The organism is Oculatella sp. FACHB-28 (genome assembly GCF_014696015.1).
Classification (GTDB): Bacteria; Cyanobacteriota; Cyanobacteriia; order Elainellales; family Elainellaceae; genus JAAUTN01.
The window spans coordinates 151,134-169,184 of sequence record NZ_JACJPJ010000060.1; the positions used below are offsets into that span (position 1 = coordinate 151,134).

The 18,051-nt window shown below is 51.2% G+C and carries 14 protein-coding genes and 2 pseudogenes; 5 read left to right on the top strand and 11 right to left on the bottom strand.

What is annotated here, in order from left to right; genetic code table 11:
• Positions 1–131: 131 nt before the first annotated feature.
• A complete protein-coding gene (gene mutL, locus H6F88_RS12865) occupies positions 132–2,210 on the top strand; it encodes a DNA mismatch repair endonuclease MutL (RefSeq protein ID WP_242050521.1) in 2,079 nt (692 codons plus the stop codon).
• A gap of 141 nt (positions 2,211–2,351) precedes the next feature.
• On the opposite strand, the gene H6F88_RS12870 is transcribed toward mutL, so the two are convergent.
• The 4 genes from H6F88_RS12870 to H6F88_RS12885 all read right to left on the bottom strand — a co-directional run bounded on the left by H6F88_RS12870 (position 2,352) and on the right by H6F88_RS12885 (position 7,224).
• A complete protein-coding gene (locus H6F88_RS12870; protein WP_347277695.1) occupies positions 2,352–4,277 on the bottom strand; it encodes an FAD-dependent oxidoreductase in 1,926 nt (641 codons plus the stop codon).
• A 342-nt stretch (positions 4,278–4,619) separates the two neighbouring features.
• A complete protein-coding gene (locus H6F88_RS12875; protein ID WP_190643132.1) occupies positions 4,620–6,089 on the bottom strand; it encodes a type I secretion C-terminal target domain-containing protein in 1,470 nt (489 codons plus the stop codon).
• 52 nt (positions 6,090–6,141) lie between these two features.
• Positions 6,142–7,038, bottom strand: a complete 897-nt coding sequence (locus H6F88_RS12880; protein ID WP_190643133.1) for a site-specific DNA-methyltransferase — start codon at positions 7,036–7,038, stop codon at positions 6,142–6,144.
• 3 nt (positions 7,039–7,041) lie between these two features.
• The gene (locus tag H6F88_RS12885) at positions 7,042–7,224 is read right to left on the bottom strand and encodes a hypothetical protein (RefSeq protein ID WP_190643134.1); all 183 of its coding nucleotides are present in this window, start codon (positions 7,222–7,224) and stop codon (positions 7,042–7,044) included.
• A 58-nt stretch (positions 7,225–7,282) separates the two neighbouring features.
• On the opposite strand from H6F88_RS12885, the gene H6F88_RS12890 reads away from it, so the two are divergent.
• Complete coding sequence (locus tag H6F88_RS12890; protein ID WP_190643135.1) at positions 7,283–8,146, top strand: fructosamine kinase family protein; 864 nt, start codon at positions 7,283–7,285, stop codon at positions 8,144–8,146.
• A gap of 302 nt (positions 8,147–8,448) precedes the next feature.
• Here H6F88_RS12890 and H6F88_RS34455 read toward each other — a convergent pair.
• From H6F88_RS34455 to lpdA, 4 genes and pseudogenes are all read right to left on the bottom strand, one after another.
• A pseudogene (locus H6F88_RS34455) lies at positions 8,449–8,631 on the bottom strand (DUF2887 domain-containing protein); the annotation flags it as partial.
• Positions 8,632–8,638: 7 nt separating this feature from the next.
• Positions 8,639–8,905 (bottom strand): DUF5340 domain-containing protein, encoded by a 267-nt coding sequence (locus H6F88_RS12900; protein WP_190643137.1) that lies wholly within the window; start codon positions 8,903–8,905, stop codon positions 8,639–8,641.
• Positions 8,906–8,977: 72 nt separating this feature from the next.
• Positions 8,978–9,862, bottom strand: a complete 885-nt coding sequence (gene trpC / locus H6F88_RS12905; RefSeq protein ID WP_190643138.1) for an indole-3-glycerol phosphate synthase TrpC — start codon at positions 9,860–9,862, stop codon at positions 8,978–8,980.
• Between the two features lie 5 nt (positions 9,863–9,867).
• A complete protein-coding gene (gene lpdA / locus H6F88_RS12910; protein ID WP_190643139.1) occupies positions 9,868–11,301 on the bottom strand; it encodes a dihydrolipoyl dehydrogenase in 1,434 nt (477 codons plus the stop codon).
• An 85-nt stretch (positions 11,302–11,386) separates the two neighbouring features.
• Between lpdA and H6F88_RS12915 the strand changes: the two genes are divergently transcribed.
• The 3 genes from H6F88_RS12915 (at position 11,387) to H6F88_RS12925 (ending at position 16,143) form a co-directional block, all read left to right on the top strand.
• Positions 11,387–13,900 carry a TerB N-terminal domain-containing protein gene (locus tag H6F88_RS12915; RefSeq protein WP_190643140.1) on the top strand — a complete coding sequence of 838 codons (2,514 nt, stop codon included), beginning with the start codon at positions 11,387–11,389 and terminating at the stop codon, positions 13,898–13,900.
• Entirely contained in the window at positions 13,897–15,228 is a 1,332-nt protein-coding gene (locus H6F88_RS12920; protein WP_190643141.1) for an ATP-binding protein, read from the top strand. The genes H6F88_RS12915 and H6F88_RS12920 overlap by 4 nt, the downstream gene beginning before the upstream one ends.
• 87 nt (positions 15,229–15,315) lie before the next feature.
• Positions 15,316–16,143 (top strand): SWIM zinc finger family protein, encoded by an 828-nt coding sequence (locus tag H6F88_RS12925; protein WP_190643163.1) that lies wholly within the window; start codon positions 15,316–15,318, stop codon positions 16,141–16,143.
• Positions 16,144–16,153: 10 nt separating this feature from the next.
• On the opposite strand, the gene H6F88_RS12930 is transcribed toward H6F88_RS12925, so the two are convergent.
• From H6F88_RS12930 to H6F88_RS12940, 3 genes and pseudogenes are all read right to left on the bottom strand, one after another.
• Complete coding sequence (locus H6F88_RS12930; protein ID WP_190643142.1) at positions 16,154–16,339, bottom strand: PCP reductase family protein; 186 nt, start codon at positions 16,337–16,339, stop codon at positions 16,154–16,156.
• Between the two features lie 199 nt (positions 16,340–16,538).
• Positions 16,539–17,924 (bottom strand): photosystem II reaction center protein CP43, encoded by a 1,386-nt coding sequence (psbC, locus tag H6F88_RS12935; RefSeq protein ID WP_190643143.1) that lies wholly within the window; start codon positions 17,922–17,924, stop codon positions 16,539–16,541.
• Positions 17,908–18,051 (bottom strand): annotated as a pseudogene (locus tag H6F88_RS12940) (photosystem II protein D2); the annotation flags it as partial. The pseudogene H6F88_RS12940 and the gene psbC, both read right to left, overlap by 17 nt.

The following is an 18,051-nucleotide window of genomic DNA, read 5'->3' on the forward strand; positions in this document are numbered from 1 at the left end:
ATTCTGAAATATTCAGATTTGACTGCATAAAAAATGAGCTCAGAGAATTCTAGGCTTCTCACCTTAGATAGTAGAGTCTGGTAGATCAGCTCGCATTCACTGAATTAGATCTGCCGACCTAAACTGGATGCATGACATCCAGAATTCAAACTTTACCGACAGAGGTTGTGCATCTGATTGCGGCTGGAGAGGTGATTGACTCCTTAGCTGCGGTTGTGCGAGAGCTAGCCGAAAATGCAATCGATGCTGGGGCAACCCGAATTACAGTCTCACTCTGGCTTGAGCAATGGCGAGTTCGAGTTGCAGATAATGGTACTGGAATGGAGCTAGCCGACTTGCAGCAGGCAGCCACCCCCCATAGCACCAGCAAAATTCGCGATCGCCAGGACCTCTGGCAAATTCACAGTTTGGGCTTTCGAGGTGAAGCGCTGCACAGCCTATCCCAACTTGCCTCTCTAGAGATTTGCAGCCGCCGAGCTGAGGCAAATTCAGGCTGGCGAATCGCTTATGACACGCAGGGAGAACCTGTGCAGGTTGAAGCTGTAGCGATCGCCCCCGGCACTATTGTCACCGTCAGCGACCTATTTAAAACTATCCCCACCCGCCGCCAGGGATTGCCCACTCCTGCTCAACAGCTCCGCGCCGTTCAAACCACAATTCAGCACATTGCCCTTTGCCATCCCCACATTACCTGGCAAGTCGAGCAGAGTGACCGTCCCTGGTTCTCCATTTGGGCAAACCGCAGCCCTCAGCAAATCCTGCCGCAGTTTTTAAGAGAAGTGCAGCCGGGAGATTTAAGAGAGAGCGAATTTAAGGGGGTTAGGGGCTGGGGGCTAGGGGCTAGGGGTTCGGAAGAAGAGGGAAAAAATTTAGAACGCAAAGATCAGAATTTGGAGTTTCGAGATCAGGATTCAGCATTTCCAGCTTTGGATTTGACACTTCCAGTTCAGACCTCGGAGTTTTTAGGTCAAAACGAGAACGTTCCTGTTCAAAATGAGAATGGTTCTGTTTTAAGTGAGAACGTTCCTATCCAAAACGAGAATGTTCCTGCTCAAAACGAGAATGTTCCTGTTTTAAGTGAAAGCGTTCCTGTTCAAAATGAGAACGTTCCTATCCAAAACGAAAACGTTCCTGTTTCAAACGAGAATGCTCCCGTCCCAACCTCGAAACTCGAAATTCAAAACCCAAAACTCAAAACTCAAACTTCCTCTCCAACCCCTAACCCCTCCTTCCCTCCCCTCAGCCTCTCCTCCCTCCTCCTGCTCGGACTCCCCGATCGCTGTCATCGTCACCGTCCCGACTGGGTGAAAGTGGCAATTAACGGGAGAGTCGTCAAAGTGCCAGAGCTAGAGCAGACTATTTTGGCAGCATTCCGCAGAACCCTGCCGCGCGATCGCCATCCCGTTTGTTTTTTGCACCTTCAAGTCGCCCCCCAGCAGATCGACTGGAACCGCCACCCCGCCAAATCAGAAATTTACCTGCACCAGATGACCCAATGGCAGGAGATCGTGACCGAGGCGATCGCCCAAACCCTTACCCTCACTCCCAATGCCCTCGCTGAAACCGCCCATTCCCAACGAGTCACCCACCTCCTTAAAACAGCCGAAGCCCAAGGCGCTTACAACTCCAACCCCCAACCCTCAACCCCAACTCCCCAATTTCAACCCCTCACTCCCCTTAAAGCGATCGCCCAAGTCCACAACATGTACATCCTTGCCGAGCATCCCAGCGGCATGTGGCTGATCGAGCAGCACATCGCTCACGAACGGGTGCTGTATGAACGGCTGTGCGCTCGCTGGCAGATTGTGTCCCTGGAGCCACCCGTGATTCTGAATCAGCTTTCTGAGCTTCAGCGAGAGCAGCTTCAGCGACTTCAGCTAGAAGTCGAGCCATTTGGCGAAAATCTTTGGGCTATTCGCACCGCACCAGAGCCTTTGGTCCTGAGAGAAGACCGTGCAGAAGCGTTGATTGAGCTAAGTCTGGGCGGCAATTTAGAATCTGCCCTGGTTGCCACTGCTTGCCGCACCGCCATTCGCAACGGCACCCCCCTCGACCTCGCCGAAATGCAGACGCTCCTAGACCAGTGGCAGCAGACCCGCCATCCGCGCACCTGCCCCCACGGTCGCCCGATCTACCTTTCCCTGGAAGAATCGAGCCTGTCCCGCTTCTTTCGGCGGCATTGGGTGATTGGTAAGAGTCATGGGATTTAGAGAGTTGTCATTTGTCCTTGTTCTCCTGTGGAGCAGGCATCTTGCCTGCTGAATTTGGACGGGCAAGATGCCCATTCCACATGGGACTTTGAAGAAGTTACACATTCCGTCACCAACCAACAACCAATGACCAGTAACCAACTACCAATCCAACCGCAAGCCCTGATCCAGGAAATGCTGCTGTAGCTCTGCCATGTGCTGTTGAGGAATTTGGGCAGGGGTGAGGGTAGGCTCTGCCTGGGTGACGAGCCAGCCAGCAGTTGATCCAGCAGCAGCACCAATGCTCCATTCGCTGTGATGAATGCGGGTAAGAGCATTGACAATGTGGGTAACGGCAATGCCCTTGCTGCCAATGATCAAATTGTCTACACCTTGCGGAATCAGACTCTCCAGTGGAATCACGACTGGTCGCACCTTAAATTCACGGGCGGGAGCACTGCCTGCTTCCCAGGAAGGCTCCCAGTTGCGGTAGCGGCAACCGTGAATATCAATGTCGTAGTGAGTGATGGCGATCGCCGTCGCCCCAAACTCACGCCCACCCGCCTGGTCCATTCTCAAATCAGACTCGCGCATCATAAATTCATCCTGACCATAAGCCTGTCGCCCTAAAATCCGACGGCCTTCACGAATGTAAGGCACCATACTCAATCCTGAAACAGTGCCCATTGGTGCATCAACTCCCGACAAATACGCTAGCGGAAAGTCTGGCTGAGATTGCGTTTCCATCAGCCATTGAGCAAATAGCAGGGCGTGATTTTCGGCGTGTTTGAGAGCGATCGGCGAAATTCCTCCCAGCCAGTTTTGGCGTTGCCCAGAGGCATCCAGTTCCGCGTCAGTCAAGATCAAAGGCGGATTCATCCACGTCCAGTCGTTGCCCCGATTCCAGTTGACCATTGTGATGTCACCGGGCGCAGGCGTTGTGGTGAAAGGATCGTTGCGCGTCGTGCTAACAATCCGACGATAGTGAAAAAAACTGCGCCCCGAAAAGACTGGGAACCCTTCCAGAGCAAATTCCCGCCGGTGTTCTTCACGGGAATATTCTGGTTGCACTTGAGCTAGCGATCGCAAGCTTTCACCCTGATCATCGTGAAGGGCGATCGCAAACGGATAGGTAAACGCCTGGGTACAAGCCGCATTGTCTCGCTCAGAAGCATTCGCCTCCCCAGTAGTTGCCCGTGACTCAGATCCCAGCCGATGGGGAATGTCCGCCCAGCCAACCAACTCTCCCGTATCAGTAGCATCAATCACGATCAGCCGCTTGCCTGCTGGAGCCTGGAGCCGCAGCGGAATTTTGCTAAACGCCTCACTGTCTGACCAGGAATACCAGTCTGCGATCTCCTGCGAGAATCGCCCTTGGGGAACATAACGAGAATCTTCGGAAACTCGCTGCACCGCATAGATAGCAGTGATTTCTGTTCCCGTCTCATCAAACTCCGCTCCCTTAAAAGCTGTAGAAGTCTGCCAGCGGCTACCTGGAGCCTGCTGCATGGAGCTTTGAAGCAACTGCTCTGCCGCCATAGCACCTGCCTTGGGCGGAAAACAGAGCGTCCCCACCCAACAGCGATTGATGTCTGCAACTTTTTGCGGCTGCGGCAGATTTGTCCATTCGGGCAACGTGACCGGCTGCTGTTCAATCAAATCCTTGAACTTAAACCAGCTTTGGGAAAAGTTTTGCTCTGCCCGCATGGTCAGCGATTCATCAATCGCAGAAACAGCTTGAGCGCTAATCTGTCCGCCCAACCAGGGAGCAAGTTCAATCAGGCAAGTGGTTGCGCCCGACTGCATCGCATGAGCCGCTGCTGCCACCCCACCCAGGGAACCACCCACGACGACCACTTCACATTCCCACACCGCCTCAGCGGTTGGAAGTGGATTTAGCTGCGGTCTACCATTTGCTGGATTAGAAGACGAAACGTCTGAGGCAGGAGTGGGTTGAACGTCGCTTGAATCGGAGTCAGATTGGCTCTGAAAGCGTTGAGGAAACCCTAGCAAGAAACCTGCGATGCCTGCTATGACAAGAAAGCCTAAGGTAGCTCCCAAAATCCGCTTTGAAGAGGATCGTTTCACGTCGATTTCCTATACGTCACCGCAAGGTTTTTAGCACGCTCTGCGGGTAGGCTGTCAACTTTGGTCGGGGGAAAGGAAATGTTCTCGTTTTGAACTGGAGCATTTTCATTTTGGATAGGAACGTTCTTGTTTTCATCTGGAAGTGCCTCACTTTGAACAGGAACGTTCTCGTTCTGACCTAAAGGTGTTCTTGTTCCAACCTAGAAGCTTCGGGTTCTGAACTGGAAGTTTCAAACTCAGAGCTTGAAATGCCAACCTCTGAGCCTGAAACTCCGGGTTCTGGTCTTCGGGTTTTCAGTTTTTATCTTCTACTTCCGAATCCCTTGCCCCTGACATTCCACTTTACAAAACAAAGTTTTGAGGATTGAGATCAGTTGCGATCGTATTCTGCAAGATGTTGAGCAGTTTGAAGGAGGTGCCTGAGCCATCCAGATCAATTCGCACAACGGTATCTGCTCCATTCTGCTGAAGCTGAATCAGGTTATTAAAGGAAGTTGAGCTAGAGTAACCCTCTTTAACTAAGGCTCTTCTCAAATTGATTACATCTTCAGCGGGGTCGAAGTCGATGATGGTGTCACCTCGTTCAGCGGTGCTGTGGTAGACGAAGCGATCGCGCCCAACTCCACCCTGCAATAAATCGCGGTCTAACCCGCCGATCAGCGTATTGTTGCCTTCCCCACCAATCAGTTCGTCGGCTCCATCCCTGCCTTTGAGAATATCGTTGCCTGCTTTACTGGTGAGGCGATCGCCCAGCACTGCCCCTGTTAAAACATCATCCCCCGTTGATCCCGCTAGCCCTAATGCTCCAGTTGAACTATCTGTCCTGGCAACAACTGTTTCCGCACGAGGGGATGCAGTTGTGCGCGAGGATGGCAATCGCCACAGCTTGATCCTGCCGTCTTCACTGGCTGTTACAACGTGCCGACTATCCGGTGAAAAATCAATGTACTCAACGCCGCGAGTGTGTCCAGGAATTCTGGCTAGCAGCTTAAAATCTGAAACTCGATATAGCCTGAAGCCTGTCTCACCAGGTGGCAATCTATCACCACCGCCACTACCCGTTGCCAAGTATCTGCCATCTGGAGAGAAGGCGACCGCTTCTACCAATGTGCGATGCCTTAACTCTCGTAGCAATTTGCCTGTGCCAAAGTCAAAGATTTTAACGACATTCTCTCTGCTGTTTGCCGTTGCCATCAACCGACCATTGGGTGAAACCCGGACTGATTTGATCGATCCTTCTCCACGAGCCGCCCTAATCGTGCGTAACAATCGACCATTGGCTGCAACAGAAACCTTCACGGTCTGGTCAGCAGCACCCGTTACGACCAGCCTGCTGCCGCGAGTGAAGTCGATCGAATTGATCTCTCGACCATGTTCAATTCGGTCTTCGTGGCGCAGCTTTAGATTGCCAGCATTGTAGACTCTGACATCCTCCCGATCGGGAGCTACAAAATACCTGCCGTCGGGCGAGTAAGCAATTCCATCTGCCCCTCTGCCACCCAGTGATTTCAGCAGTTTGCCGTTACTAGTGCGATAAATTTTGACCCCAGCGCTGTTGCCAGATGCGGCAATTTGCCGACCATCGGCAGAAAAGTAAACAGCCTCGACTTCTCCGCGCTTATTGGCTGAGGAGCCAGTCTGATAAACCATTTCCCGAATCAGCTTGCCAGTGCTAGCTCGCCAGAGCCTCAGTTTGCCGTCTCCACCACCAGAGACAATCAAATTGCCCTTAGGAGAAAACTCTACAGTTTCAGAAGTTCCATTCACACCACGAGGGTCTGCTACCGCTGTCCAAACTAAAGTTAAATTCATGATGCTCTGGAAAAAACGATCGCCATTATTTTGGCTTAAAAAATCTTTAGGTTCAGCGGATAGATTCTCTTCTGGCTGAATTTTTGCGATCGCACTCAATCCATTCCACTTGGGTCATTCGGCGCACGTTTTCGATTCGCTTGACTGCCCAATCGTTGTATTCCAGATTCAAGTCACATCCCATCCAGCGACGGTTGAGCTGTTCTGCCACCACAAGCGTTGTGCCTGATCCCGAAAATGGATCAATGACTAGATCTCCAGGATTGGATGACGCGAGCACAAATTTTCTAAGTAGCTCTTCAGGTTTTTGGGTGGGATGGGGAGTTGTTTCTCCCATGCCGTTACAGGTCGTCGGAATTTCGAGCACATCTTTGGGCTTTGCCCCTTTTGGGTTCGGCATCCAGTTATCACGCTTTTTGGTTGTGCCCTTGCCATACGCGCTGGTCACTGCTTGCGGATGTGAAGGATATTTCAACGTGTGTGCGCCGTAAGGAATGCGGATATCGTCGAGGTTGAGCCGAACCGCTTCTGATTTGCGAAAGTGAATAATGCTCTCGTGCGATCGCCCCCAATCCTTGCCCAGATTCGCCTTATTCTTATAGTGCCAAATCAACCAGCGGCACCCTTTGAAGTATCTAGAAGCCGGATACTTGAGATCAGCCAGAATTTCAGAAAAGCCACAGATGTAGAGAGAACCCGTTGGCTTAAGAATGCGGGAAGCTTCACCAATCCATTGCAGCGACCATTCGATGTACTGTTCCTGAGTTTCAAAATTGTCCCAATCCGCTTTTTTGATGTTGTAGGGTGGATCGGCAAAAATTAGATCAACGCTTTCAGCCTCAAGGAATCTCAGCCAATCAATGGAATCACCCTGATAAAGCTGTCCATGCGGATGTGAGTAGTGCAGTTGAAACCCCTGAGTGAGAGGATTTAACTGTTGCTTGAGCATTGGTTACGTGTTTAATTCGTCTGCGACTGCTGTAGATTCTATCGGAGCAATCCCGGTTTGAGTAGTCATACCGCCAGCACGGCTATGCAAATCATAGAGCTGTTTAGAATCGTTGGGATAAGGATTGACGATACGATTGAACAGCGCAAAAAGTAATGAATTTAGGCGAATCAAATTGATCGACATTCAGTGCTGTCGAGTAGTAGTCAGGTTCTAATCCTCAACCCCTAATCCCCAACGCCCCATGTGGAACCATATTGCTGAACAGATCAGCCAAACAATTGGGAAAACCTTCCAGGAGCCACAACGCCGTCCGGTTGGCGGTGGCAGCGTAAATCAGGCGTATGCACTGACCAGTGGCAGTCACTCCTACTTTGTCAAAATCAATCAGGCAACCCGGATTGCCATGTTTGAGGCAGAAGCGTTGGGGCTAAAGCAGATTGCTAGCACTAAAACAATTCGAGTGCCTAAACCTATATGCTGGGGAACGGTAGACGGCTCGGCTTACATTGTGCTGGAATGGCTCGATCTGGGTTATGGCACCCATCGAGCTTGGGAAGAAATGGGACGCAATTTGGCAGCAATGCATCGAGTGAGCAGCGATCGCGGCTTTGGGTGGGAGCAGCAAAACACAATCGGCTTCATGCCGCAGGTCAACCCCTGGACAACCGACTGGACAGAGTTTTTTGCACAGCAGCGGATTGGCTATCAGTTTCAGCTTGCACAGCGGCGAGGCGGCAATTTCCCTAACAAAGAGCGATTGCTGGCAGCGATCCCAGAACTCCTTGAAGGGCACAATCCCCAATCATCTCTAGTTCATGGTGATTTGTGGTCAGGCAACGCAGCAGTGACGCAGCTAGAAGAGCCTGTAATTCTTGACCCGGCAACCTATTTTGGCGATCGCGAAGTAGACCTCGCCATGACTGAACTGTTTGGTGGCTTCCCCAATGAGTTTTACCGCGCTTACGACAAAGCATTTCCGCTGGAGCCAGGCTACGAACGACGCAAAACGCTCTATAACCTATACCACATCCTCAATCACTTCAATCAGTTTGGTGGCAGCTACGAAGGTCAAGCAAATCGCATGATCGCCTCACTACTTGGGTAATTCCGTAGCTGTATCTATACAGGTTTCTCGGTACCGCGCCTATGGCTTCCGTCCAAAACGACTGAGCAATTCTTCACAGGATAGCTGAACCAGGAGCGGCGTAAATTTTTCAGGCGGTAGGTTGATTACGACTTGTACAACGCTAGTCAATTCCTTATCCAAACTTCCAAACCTAGCTTTGAGTAAATTTTCAACAATCTCCTGTCGTCCTTTCCTGCCGTCCTTCTTCTACAGCTTCCTGGTAGGCTCTGCTGTGTTTTATAATGTCTAGTCCTAGCATCGTCCGAATCTCCTTTCAGTTTGTAGACGGGGCACTTAGTGATACCGGTGGGTAGCAGCACCCCGTCAATGCGGAAAGCGGTCTGCTTGATCTCCACAGAGCGAAACCCATAGTTCTTAGCTTCGCTAGCGGTTTGCCCAATTAGCTCAAAGAAGATACTGGGCGATCGCTGAAACAGACGGTAGAACAGAGAATCAGTTCTCATGCCCTGGTTACTGCGGTTTCAGTAAATCTGAAGGGGTAGCTGCCTCAGACTTAGAGTTGTTTAATGACCAGCGATATTCGATGGGTAGGTCAGTTCGCCGACAGCTTTCCTCTAGCTGCTTTTGCTGAGAAAGCGCCTTTCGCAGAGTGATGATCAGTTCATGGACTTGCTCTTGCTGCGGGTTACGTTGACCGACAGCAAACACGGTTTGGCGTTCTAAGAGCTGCAACAGTAATTCGTAGTGAATGTGCGAGGGAAGAGGGATCGGCTCCATGAAATTAAGCTCAGTCCAAATAACGGTTTAACGTATGTTGATACGCTGAGTAAAACGTCTTGTCAGGGCAAGTTACTCAGAGAATAGGGTGGCGATCGCCCCAGCGGGATCAGCCTGCTTCACCAGAGACTCACCTACTAAAATTGCGTTGCCCCCTGCTTGACCAACCAGCTTCAGGTCTGCAAACGTGTGCAAGCCCGATTCGCTGACCGTCAAAATGCCACGCTCTTTTAGCACTGGAAGCTTTGCCGCCATAATTTGGCGAGTCGTCTGCAAGTCAACAGAGAAATCTTCTAAATTTCGGTTGTTGATACCCACTAGGGTAACGCCCTGTAAGGCTAACACGCGATCCATTTCGGCTAAAGTGTGAACTTCGATCAGGGCAGTCATTCCCAACGCATTGGTGATTTTAAGAAAATATTGCAGATCTTTGTCTGACAGAATAGCGGCAATCAGCAAAACCGCATCCGCTCCTTGTGCCCTTGCCATATAGATCTGGTAAGGGTAAATCACAAAATCTTTGCATAGCAGTGGCACATCAACTGCGGCTCGAATTTCCTGCAAATAGTCAAAGCTGCCCTGGAAGAATTTTTGGTCAGTCAGGACAGAGATGCAGGCTGCACCGCCCTGCTGATAGGACTGTGCGATCGCCACCGGGTCAAAATCTTCCCGAATCACGCCTTTACTGGGTGATGCTTTTTTAACCTCAGCGATCAGTGCAGGTTGAGTTTTGCCCTGGCGCAACGCTGCGACAAAATCATGGGGCGGAGGAGCGGCTTTTACCTGCTGCTGAAGTTTGACCAGCGGCAGGCGTTCGCGCATCTGGTCAACTTCAGCTTCCTTGTGCCAGACAATTTCCTCCAAGATATGGCGAGGAGCCGCATCAGGCACAGTAACCTGATAGCGCAGACTTTGGACGGCAACTGCGGGATTGGGAGGACGACGACGAATTTGCATGTTTCTTAATGAGTGGCGATCGCGCGTTTGTAGGCCTCATCCAGCACTTCGGAGAGTGTGGGATGGGTGTGAACCAGGAAGGCTAGGTCGTGAACTGATTGGCGTTTGGCGATCGCGTTGGCGGCTTCCTGAATCAGGTCAGAGGCATGGAAGCCCAGAATGTGCGCACCCAACACCTCACCTGTATCTTGACGATAAATGACTTTAGCTAAACCGTCCGTTTCACCTTCGGCGATCGCCTTAGAATTTCCCTTGAAGTAGGAGCGTACCGTCCCTACCTCAAACCCTTCCGCCTTGCCGAGTTCCTTGGCAGCGGGTTCCGTTAATCCAACAAAGCTGATTTCGGGATGGGTAAAGGCAGCGGCGGGAATGCTGCGGTAATCGACCTCACGAGAACGTCCACAAATGTTTTCTACGGCAACAACTCCTTGAGCCGAGGCAGCGTGAGCTAGCATCATCTTGCCAGTCGAATCACCGATCGCCCACAGATGCGGCAAGGGTTGACCCTCTGAGAGAACCGCCATCTGATCATTAACGCTGATGAATCCTCGGCGATCGGGTTCAATGCCAACGGACTCCAAGCCCAAATCTTGCGTGGCAGGGATTCGTCCAGTTGCCACCAGACAAGCATCCACTTCCAAAACTTCTACGACTTCTTTGGTTTTGGCATCTGCTAGCTCAATTACGACGGGTGATCCCGGCGTTACTTTCTTTGCTAGCAGCCCCACTTTTGTCTCGATATCGCGAGGAGTAATCAACACCCGTTGAGCCAGTTTAGCAATGTCAGGATCGAACCCTGGCATGAGCTGATCGAGTGCTTCAATCAGCGTAATCTCGCTACCCAGGGCAGTGTAAATGTCGGAAAATTCCAGCCCGATGTAGCCGCTGCCTACGATCGCCACCCAGGAAGGCAACCAGTCGAGCTTTAAGCCATCGTCACTGGTGAAAACGGTTTTGCCATCTAGCTCAATTCCGGGTGGCACAAAGGGCACGGAGCCAGGGGAGAGAATAATGTCTTGAGCAGTGACAACTTTTTCGCCTTCGGGAGTGGCGATCGCCACCTTCTGATTTCCAGCCAGCTTACCCCGGCCATAGATCACATCTACGCTCAGACGCTTGAGGCTGTTGGTCATATCACCGCGAATTTTGCTCACCAAGTTGTTGGCGTGGTCAGCGATCGCCTCCCGCTCAAACGACACCTGCTCAACCTGAATACCTAATGCCTTGAGGTGGTGAGCATTTCGCAACTCGCGCACCCGTCCCGAAGCCGCCAACAGCGCTTTAGACGGAATACAGCCCCGGTTTACACAGGTGCCGCCCATTTCCGCCATTTCTACAATGGCAGTCTTTAGCCCACAGCTAACGGCGTGCAGGGCGGCTCCATGTCCCCCCACACCTGCGCCAATAATCACCAAGTCGTAATCAAATCCGTGACTCACTTCCGTCTCTCCGTCCAGTCGCGCTGTATCAAGTTATCCTATTTAATTCTCAACTGGAGTCGGTCAATTAGACAACACCCAGCTCTTGGTTAACTGCACAAAGCATAAAACGGTACACTGGTCAAAACATGGCATCTTCTATATCCTGATGGAATTTCACCCCTTTTGGGAACTGCTCGACAAGCTAGGAATTTCCTTACCCAACTCACCTGCAAATCGGCAAAAGCAGCTCAATACGTCTGCTGAAAATTCGCGTCAGCGAAGGACTGCTGCGAGACCTCAACGTCACGAAGTTGAGCAAATGCTCGATTTGCTAGACGCAACCATTGAGTTTGGCGAGCTTCCAACCAGTTTGCGAGATGAAGTTTCAACTTCTAAGAACTGCTGGGTGCCGCCTGGTGAAATGGTGGAAGTGGCGGAATACAAAATTCCGGGCATGGTGTATGTCGGAGATAGCTTGCCTATGATTGGGCGCTATGGGGTAGAGCCAAGCCTTATTCGCCCAATGCTGAGAGCAAAAAGCAGGAAGCCTGACTATGAAAAGGTTCCTAAAAAATACAGCACGTCCTACACCCAACTGGAAGCAGTTGAACGAGCGGCTTACCTAAAATGGCTGTCAGAAGGACGAAACGCCCCCGAAGTTTACGGTACTTACGTTTGGCTATTTTTCTACGGGCTAGAGCGACGAGTACTGCATGATCTGCTCGATGAGCGCCCTACCATCGCACCAGAGGATTTGCCGGAATTTGAGCAAATTGTAGCTGAGGTGAAGCGGCTGCAAGATATTTACGGCAACCCGCGCGAAAACTGGTCTTTTGCAAACAAGACAGAAACCTTCCTGGAAATTTGTCGTTTTATTCGCTCCTCTGAGCTACCAGAAGAGCTGATTGATCCGATGACGGCAAAACCGTTTGCGCTACAGATTGGTCTAGGGCAAAAGGTGAAACAAGGACAGCCAATTCCGGCGGAATGGGCGATCGCCTGGTACACTCGTCTAGCAAACAATGCCCTCCCGACTGCGGCAACTCGCTGTACAGATGAATTTAAGACGCTGTTTCAACTGCGTTATCAGCAAAAATTTGGCGAGGGAATCAAACTCAAGCCCGGTAAGACCAAGCTGAAAACGAGCTACTTTCCGTCAAGTCCGTCGTTTGGGCGATCGCTTGAGATTCCTGTGGGCGACCTTCCCGACATCAGCCGCTTCACCGCTAAAGTCACACAGATTGGGGAAGTGATGCTGCAATGCCGTAAGGAACTTGACCCGCTCAGTCGCTTTCTCGCCCGCAATCCTGATGCACAGAAGGCAGCGGCGGCGATCGCTCTCCTTCCAGCCGATCTTTTGCCCCTTTATGGGGGCGATGTTCTCCAAAACCTGCGAACCTGGCTGGATAAGAACTTTGCTCAGCCTAAAACTCAAGTTGCGGTCGTTTCGGGTAAAGAGGTGCTGAAACATTGGTCAGGCAGCAATCCCGAAAAACTCACCAAAACTGAGGCGAATGGATTAGCCAATACGTTAACTCGTCTAGGCTACGGCATCGAACCTGATCCTCGGTTGACTGGCACACTGCCAACATTGAAGAATAGCTTTGCCCTTTTTCGCCGAATGCCTGACTCTGGCAATTCAAATGATTTGGAGCTGTCCGATGGTTTGTCGGAGGAGTACGTTGAGGCAACGTTGTTGATGCAGTTGGCGATCGCCGCTGCCAGTGGTGACGAAACTCCCAATGCAATCGAACAGCAGTATTTGGAAACTCACTTAGCGTCAGTAGTCGCGGTTGAGGAATGGGAGCGATCGCGCCTCAGCGCCCACCTGCATCTGCTTTTACACGAATCAAATCTGCGAGGACTCAAAGCGCGAATTGCAAAACTGAAGCCAGCCCAGCGTCAAGAGTTTGCTCAATTTGTCGTCCAGGTCGCTACCGCTGACGGACAGGCGACTCCTCAGGAAGTTCAGGTTCTGGAGAAAATTTATAAACAGCTAGAGCTTGATTCTCAAACGCTGTATAGCGATATTCATGCGGTTAGCACAAGTGGTAGCACACCTTCCCCTCTTTCATCTCAGCCCGCTAGTGAACCTGTCACCGTTCGCAAAGCTACTCCCACCCAGGGGCACAAAATTCCTGCTCCGCCGAAAGGAAATTCTAAAAAACAAGAACTCGCCCTCGATATGTCCCTGGTACAATCCAAGCTGACAGAGTCGCAGGAAATTTCTAGCATTTTGGCAGACATCTTTGTCGATGAAGAGGTTTCCCCATCTGCCAAATCGCCTTCCTCCTCCCCGACGAAAGCTAATCAGACTCGCTCCAAAACGACCCAACGCCGCAAGTCCCCCAGATCCAAATCATCCGAATCAGCAACACCCATCGTTCAAATTGCGGGTTTAGATCAGACTCATTCAGAACTGTTGTTTGCTTTGCAGAAGCAAGCGCATTGGCAACGGGAAGAACTGGAAGCGATCGCCACTCAACTCGATTTGATGTTAGATGGGGCACTAGAAGTCATCAATGAGGCAGCCTTCGATCGGTGTGCCGAAGCAGTAACTGAAGGAGATGACCCAGTCGAAGTGAATTCAGACGTGTTACGGAAACTACTTGCATGACCAATGGATTGATCAAAGCCAAAGACCGCGACACCGTGATTCAGTCTTTGCAGGCTGGCGTGGTACCGCGTCGTGGACAGCATTTGATTCAGGTCGGGCGGGTCGAGGAAACCAAAGCCGTGATTCGAGATCTGGATCGGATTGCTGAAGGGGGTTCTGCCATCCGTTTTGTGATTGGTGAATATGGTTCCGGCAAAACCTTTTTTCTGTCACTGGTGAGGGCGATCGCTTTAGAAAAAAAACTGGTGACCGCCCACGCTGACCTGACTCCCGATCGCCGTCTTCACGCCACCTCAGGACAGGCGCGATCGCTCTATGCCGAACTGATGCAAAACCTGTCCACTCGTACTAAGCCCGACGGTGGCGCATTGCCCAGCGTGGTCGAGCGGTTTGTGACCTCAGCCATCAGTGAAGGGCGCGATCGCGACATTGACCCCGAAGAGGTGATTCGAGAACGGCTAGCTCACCTATCAGAAATGGTTGGCGGCTACGACTTTGCAGAAGTGATTGCCGCCTACTGGCGAGGTCACGACAGCGGCGACGAAGCTCTCAAAGCTAGTGCCATCCGCTGGCTGCGCGGCGAATACACCACCCGTACCGATGCCCGCAGTGCCCTCGGCGTAAGAACTATTGTTGACGATGCCAACGTTTACGACCAGCTTAAGCTCTTTACCCAGCTTGTTCGGCTAGCAGGCTACTCAGGCTTCCTGATCTGTCTGGATGAATTGGTCAACCTCTACAAACTCGCTAACACGCAAGCCCGAAGAAGCAACTACGAACAGATTCTCCGCATCCTCAACGACTGCCTCCAGGGAACTTCAGTTGGCTTAGGCTTCATGCTAGGCGGCACTCCTGACTTTCTCATGGATACCCGACGGGGGCTGTACAGCTACCCTGCTTTGCAGTCTCGTTTAGCAGAAAATACTTTTGCGGTGAATGGCTTGGTGGACTACAACAACCCCGTCCTGCGCTTGGGCAACCTCAGCCCCGAAGATTTATTCGTGCTGCTAAGTAAAATTCGTCATGTGTTTGCTTCTGGCGATCCCGGTCAGTACCTTCTTCCCGATGCAGGAATTCAAGCATTTATGGCACACTGCTCTCAGCGCATCGGTGATGCTTACTTCCGAACTCCCCGCAACACAGTTAAAGCCTTCATCGATCTGCTGTCCGTTTTGGATCAGAACAAACAGATCACCTGGACCGATCTCGTTGCTCAGGTCAACATCACCACTGAAGCAAATCCTGACCTGCTTACCGCTCAAATTCAGGGAAATGGCAAAGTAGTCATATCGGCCGAAGATGACGATCTGGCATCTTTTAGGCTTTAGAGGAAGAAACCATACAAAGCAAATTAGCGCTCCTGTAAGGGCTTGGCATTGCCAAGCCCCTTCTGAAACTTAAGGTAAGACATTATGATGACGGATTCTCAACCAAGCCGCGAATGGTGGGCCCAGCGATGGGTTGATGTGCTGGAATCCTTTGGCTGGGTACGCCGCCTCGCCCGTGCCCGCAACTATGCCCGTGAAGGAAATGTACTAGAAATTGAGTTTCGTGGTGCAAAGGTGTTTGCCCGTGTCCAGGGAACAGCACCCGAACCTTACAAGGTTTCGCTTTCCCTCGATCCGTTTGATGATGAGCAGTGGCAGTATGTGATTGAATCGATGGCTCAACGGGCAATTTTCTCAGCCAAGCTGCTGGCAGGTGAGATGCCGCAAAACATTGAGGAAGTGTTTACCTCAAACGGGTTGAGCTTGTTCCCGCTGACCAAGTTTGACATTCACAGCAAATGTTCTTGTCCTGATCCAGCTAATCCCTGTAAGCACATTGGGGCGGTTTATTATCTGTTGGGCGATCGCTTCAGTGAAGATCCCTTTGTCCTATTTCAGCTTCGAGGACGCACCAAAGAAGAAATCATCACCGCCTTACGCCAAAACCGCAGCACCAGTACCGATGATGCGCCTGCTGAGATAGAGGAATCTACAACTCAAGCATCCGACTCCCAAGCCCTTAACTTACAGCAATTCTGGCAGTATAACGACCAGCTAGAATCGTCTCTGGTTGTAATTGCGCCGCCGCCTAGCAGCAACACCGTATTGGATATTCTTGGCCCAATTCCACTGAAGGAAGGGAGTGGGGCAGGTGGAGGAGGACAGGCGATCGCCGAATACCTCAAAACACTCTATGAAAAAGTCGGACAGCAAGCCGTTATTGCTGCCATGACCAGCAACAATCAAGACTCCTAGCTTGAATTACCTACTGTCCAAACTCAATTCGAGCTTGTTCAACCAACTCAGCCGTTACCGTTTCTAAATCAGCTTCTCTTGCCATTGCCTCAATTCGCTGTCGCGCCTGTGCCCGAACAAAGAAAGGAATATTTTTGAGTTTTGTCTCTGCCTCAGGAGTCCACTCCAAAGCATCCGTTAAATCAGAATTAGCCATATTAATAATTTGAGCCTCTAGCAGTGGGTAACTCGTTAATTGCCCACTACTTCAGTAAAAACTTCTGCCTAATTCTACAGCGGCTTAAATCCAGCAAATGGTTAAGAAGTTTAGCTCGCCAGCCTTACCCCAATCCAAGCTAATAAAAAAGCTCCTGCCAAGGCAGGAGCTTTTTTATTAACCGGAACCTAGCTTAAAACTAGTCAAGTTCAGGCATGGAGAGTACAGGCTCAGTTTCCCGATCGATACCCTTCTCGAAACCTGCCGCAGCCGCACGAGCGCGACCTGCATGCCACAGGTGACCTACTAAGAAGAAGAAACCGAGGACAAAGTGAGAAGTTGACAACCATGCACGAGGAGAGACGAAGTTGACCGAGTTAATTTCGGTCGCAACGCCGCCCACCGAGTTGAGTGAACCCAAAGGAGCATGGGTCATGTACTCAGCCGCACGACGAGCTTGCCAAGGCTGAATGTCATTCTTGATCTTGTCTAGGTCCAAACCGTTAGGTCCACGTAGTGGCTCCAACCAGGGACCTTGGAAGTCCCAGAAGCGCATCGTTTCACCACCAAATATGATTTCTCCAGTAGGAGAGCGCATCAGGTACTTACCTAGACCAGTGGGGCCTTGAGCAGAACCAACGTTTGCACCCAAGCGCTGGTCACGCACCAAGAAGGTGAGTGCTTGAGCCTGAGAAGCTTCGGGACCTGTGGGACCGTAGAACTCACTGGGGTAAGCAGTGTTGTTGTACCAAACCATCGTGGAAGCAATGAAGCCCATCAGAGCTAGCGCACCAAGGCTGTAAGACAGGTAAGCTTCACCCGACCAGATGAAAGCACGACGTGCCCAAGCAAAAGGCTTGGTCAGGATGTGCCAGATTCCACCAAAGATGCAAGTGAAACCAACCCAGATGTGACCACCAACGATGTCTTCCAAGTTGTTGACACTGACAATCCAGCCTTCGCCACCAAAAGGAGACTTAAGCAGATAGCCAAAGATCACAGCGGGGTTCAAGGTTGGGTTTGTAACTACGCGGACATCACCACCACCGGGTGCCCAAGTGTCATACAAGCCACCGAAGAACATTGCCTTCAGCACGAGCAGGAAAGCACCGATTCCTAGTAGAACCAAGTGAATACCCAAGATGGTGGTCATCTTGTTCTTGTCTTTCCAGTCGTAGCCAAAGAAGGCTGAGTAATCTTCCAAAGTTTCAGGACCACGAACGGCATGGTAGATGCCGCCTAGACCTAGAACTGCAGAAGAAATAAGGTGCAGAACACCAACCACAAAGTAAGGGAAGGTATCAATTACTTCACCACCTGCACCAACTCCCCAACCAAGGGTAGCCAGGTGAGGCAGCAGGATCAATCCCTGCTCATACATGGGCTTTTCGGGAACAAAGTGAGCAACCTCAAACAGAGTCATTGCTCCAGCCCAAAAGACGATCAGACCTGAGTGGGCAACATGTGCACCAAGCAGTTTACCAGAAAGGTTGATCAGACGAGCATTACCAGCCCACCAGGCGAAACCGGAGGATTCCTGGTCGCGGCCGCCTGCAACCATTGAATTACTAGAGAGCGTTACCACGTGGTAGTACCTCCTCAGGGAAAGTGAAGTGTTCATGAGGCTGGTCTTGAGGAGCCATCCAAGCGCGGATGCCCTCGTTGAGCAGAATGTTCTTGGTGTAGAACGTCTCAAACTCAGGGTCTTCTGC

What these genes read in the sequence shown, in the direction of transcription:
- H6F88_RS12930 (WP_190643142.1), bottom strand. Translation starts at nt 16,339, where the DNA reads ATGGCTAATTCTGATTTAACGGATGCTTTGGAGTGGACTCCTGAGGCA.
- H6F88_RS12925 (WP_190643163.1), top strand. Translation starts at nt 15,316, where the DNA reads ATGACGGATTCTCAACCAAGCCGCGAATGGTGGGCCCAGCGATGGGTT.
- mutL (WP_242050521.1), top strand. Translation starts at nt 132, where the DNA reads ATGACATCCAGAATTCAAACTTTACCGACAGAGGTTGTGCATCTGATT.
- H6F88_RS12880 (WP_190643133.1), bottom strand. Translation starts at nt 7,038, where the DNA reads ATGCTCAAGCAACAGTTAAATCCTCTCACTCAGGGGTTTCAACTGCAC.
- H6F88_RS12920 (WP_190643141.1), top strand. Translation starts at nt 13,897, where the DNA reads ATGACCAATGGATTGATCAAAGCCAAAGACCGCGACACCGTGATTCAG.
- H6F88_RS12875 (WP_190643132.1), bottom strand. Translation starts at nt 6,089, where the DNA reads ATGAATTTAACTTTAGTTTGGACAGCGGTAGCAGACCCTCGTGGTGTG.
- H6F88_RS12900 (WP_190643137.1), bottom strand. Translation starts at nt 8,905, where the DNA reads ATGGAGCCGATCCCTCTTCCCTCGCACATTCACTACGAATTACTGTTG.
- trpC (WP_190643138.1), bottom strand. Translation starts at nt 9,862, where the DNA reads ATGCAAATTCGTCGTCGTCCTCCCAATCCCGCAGTTGCCGTCCAAAGT.
- H6F88_RS12890 (WP_190643135.1), top strand. Translation starts at nt 7,283, where the DNA reads ATGTGGAACCATATTGCTGAACAGATCAGCCAAACAATTGGGAAAACC.
- H6F88_RS12885 (WP_190643134.1), bottom strand. Translation starts at nt 7,224, where the DNA reads ATGTCGATCAATTTGATTCGCCTAAATTCATTACTTTTTGCGCTGTTC.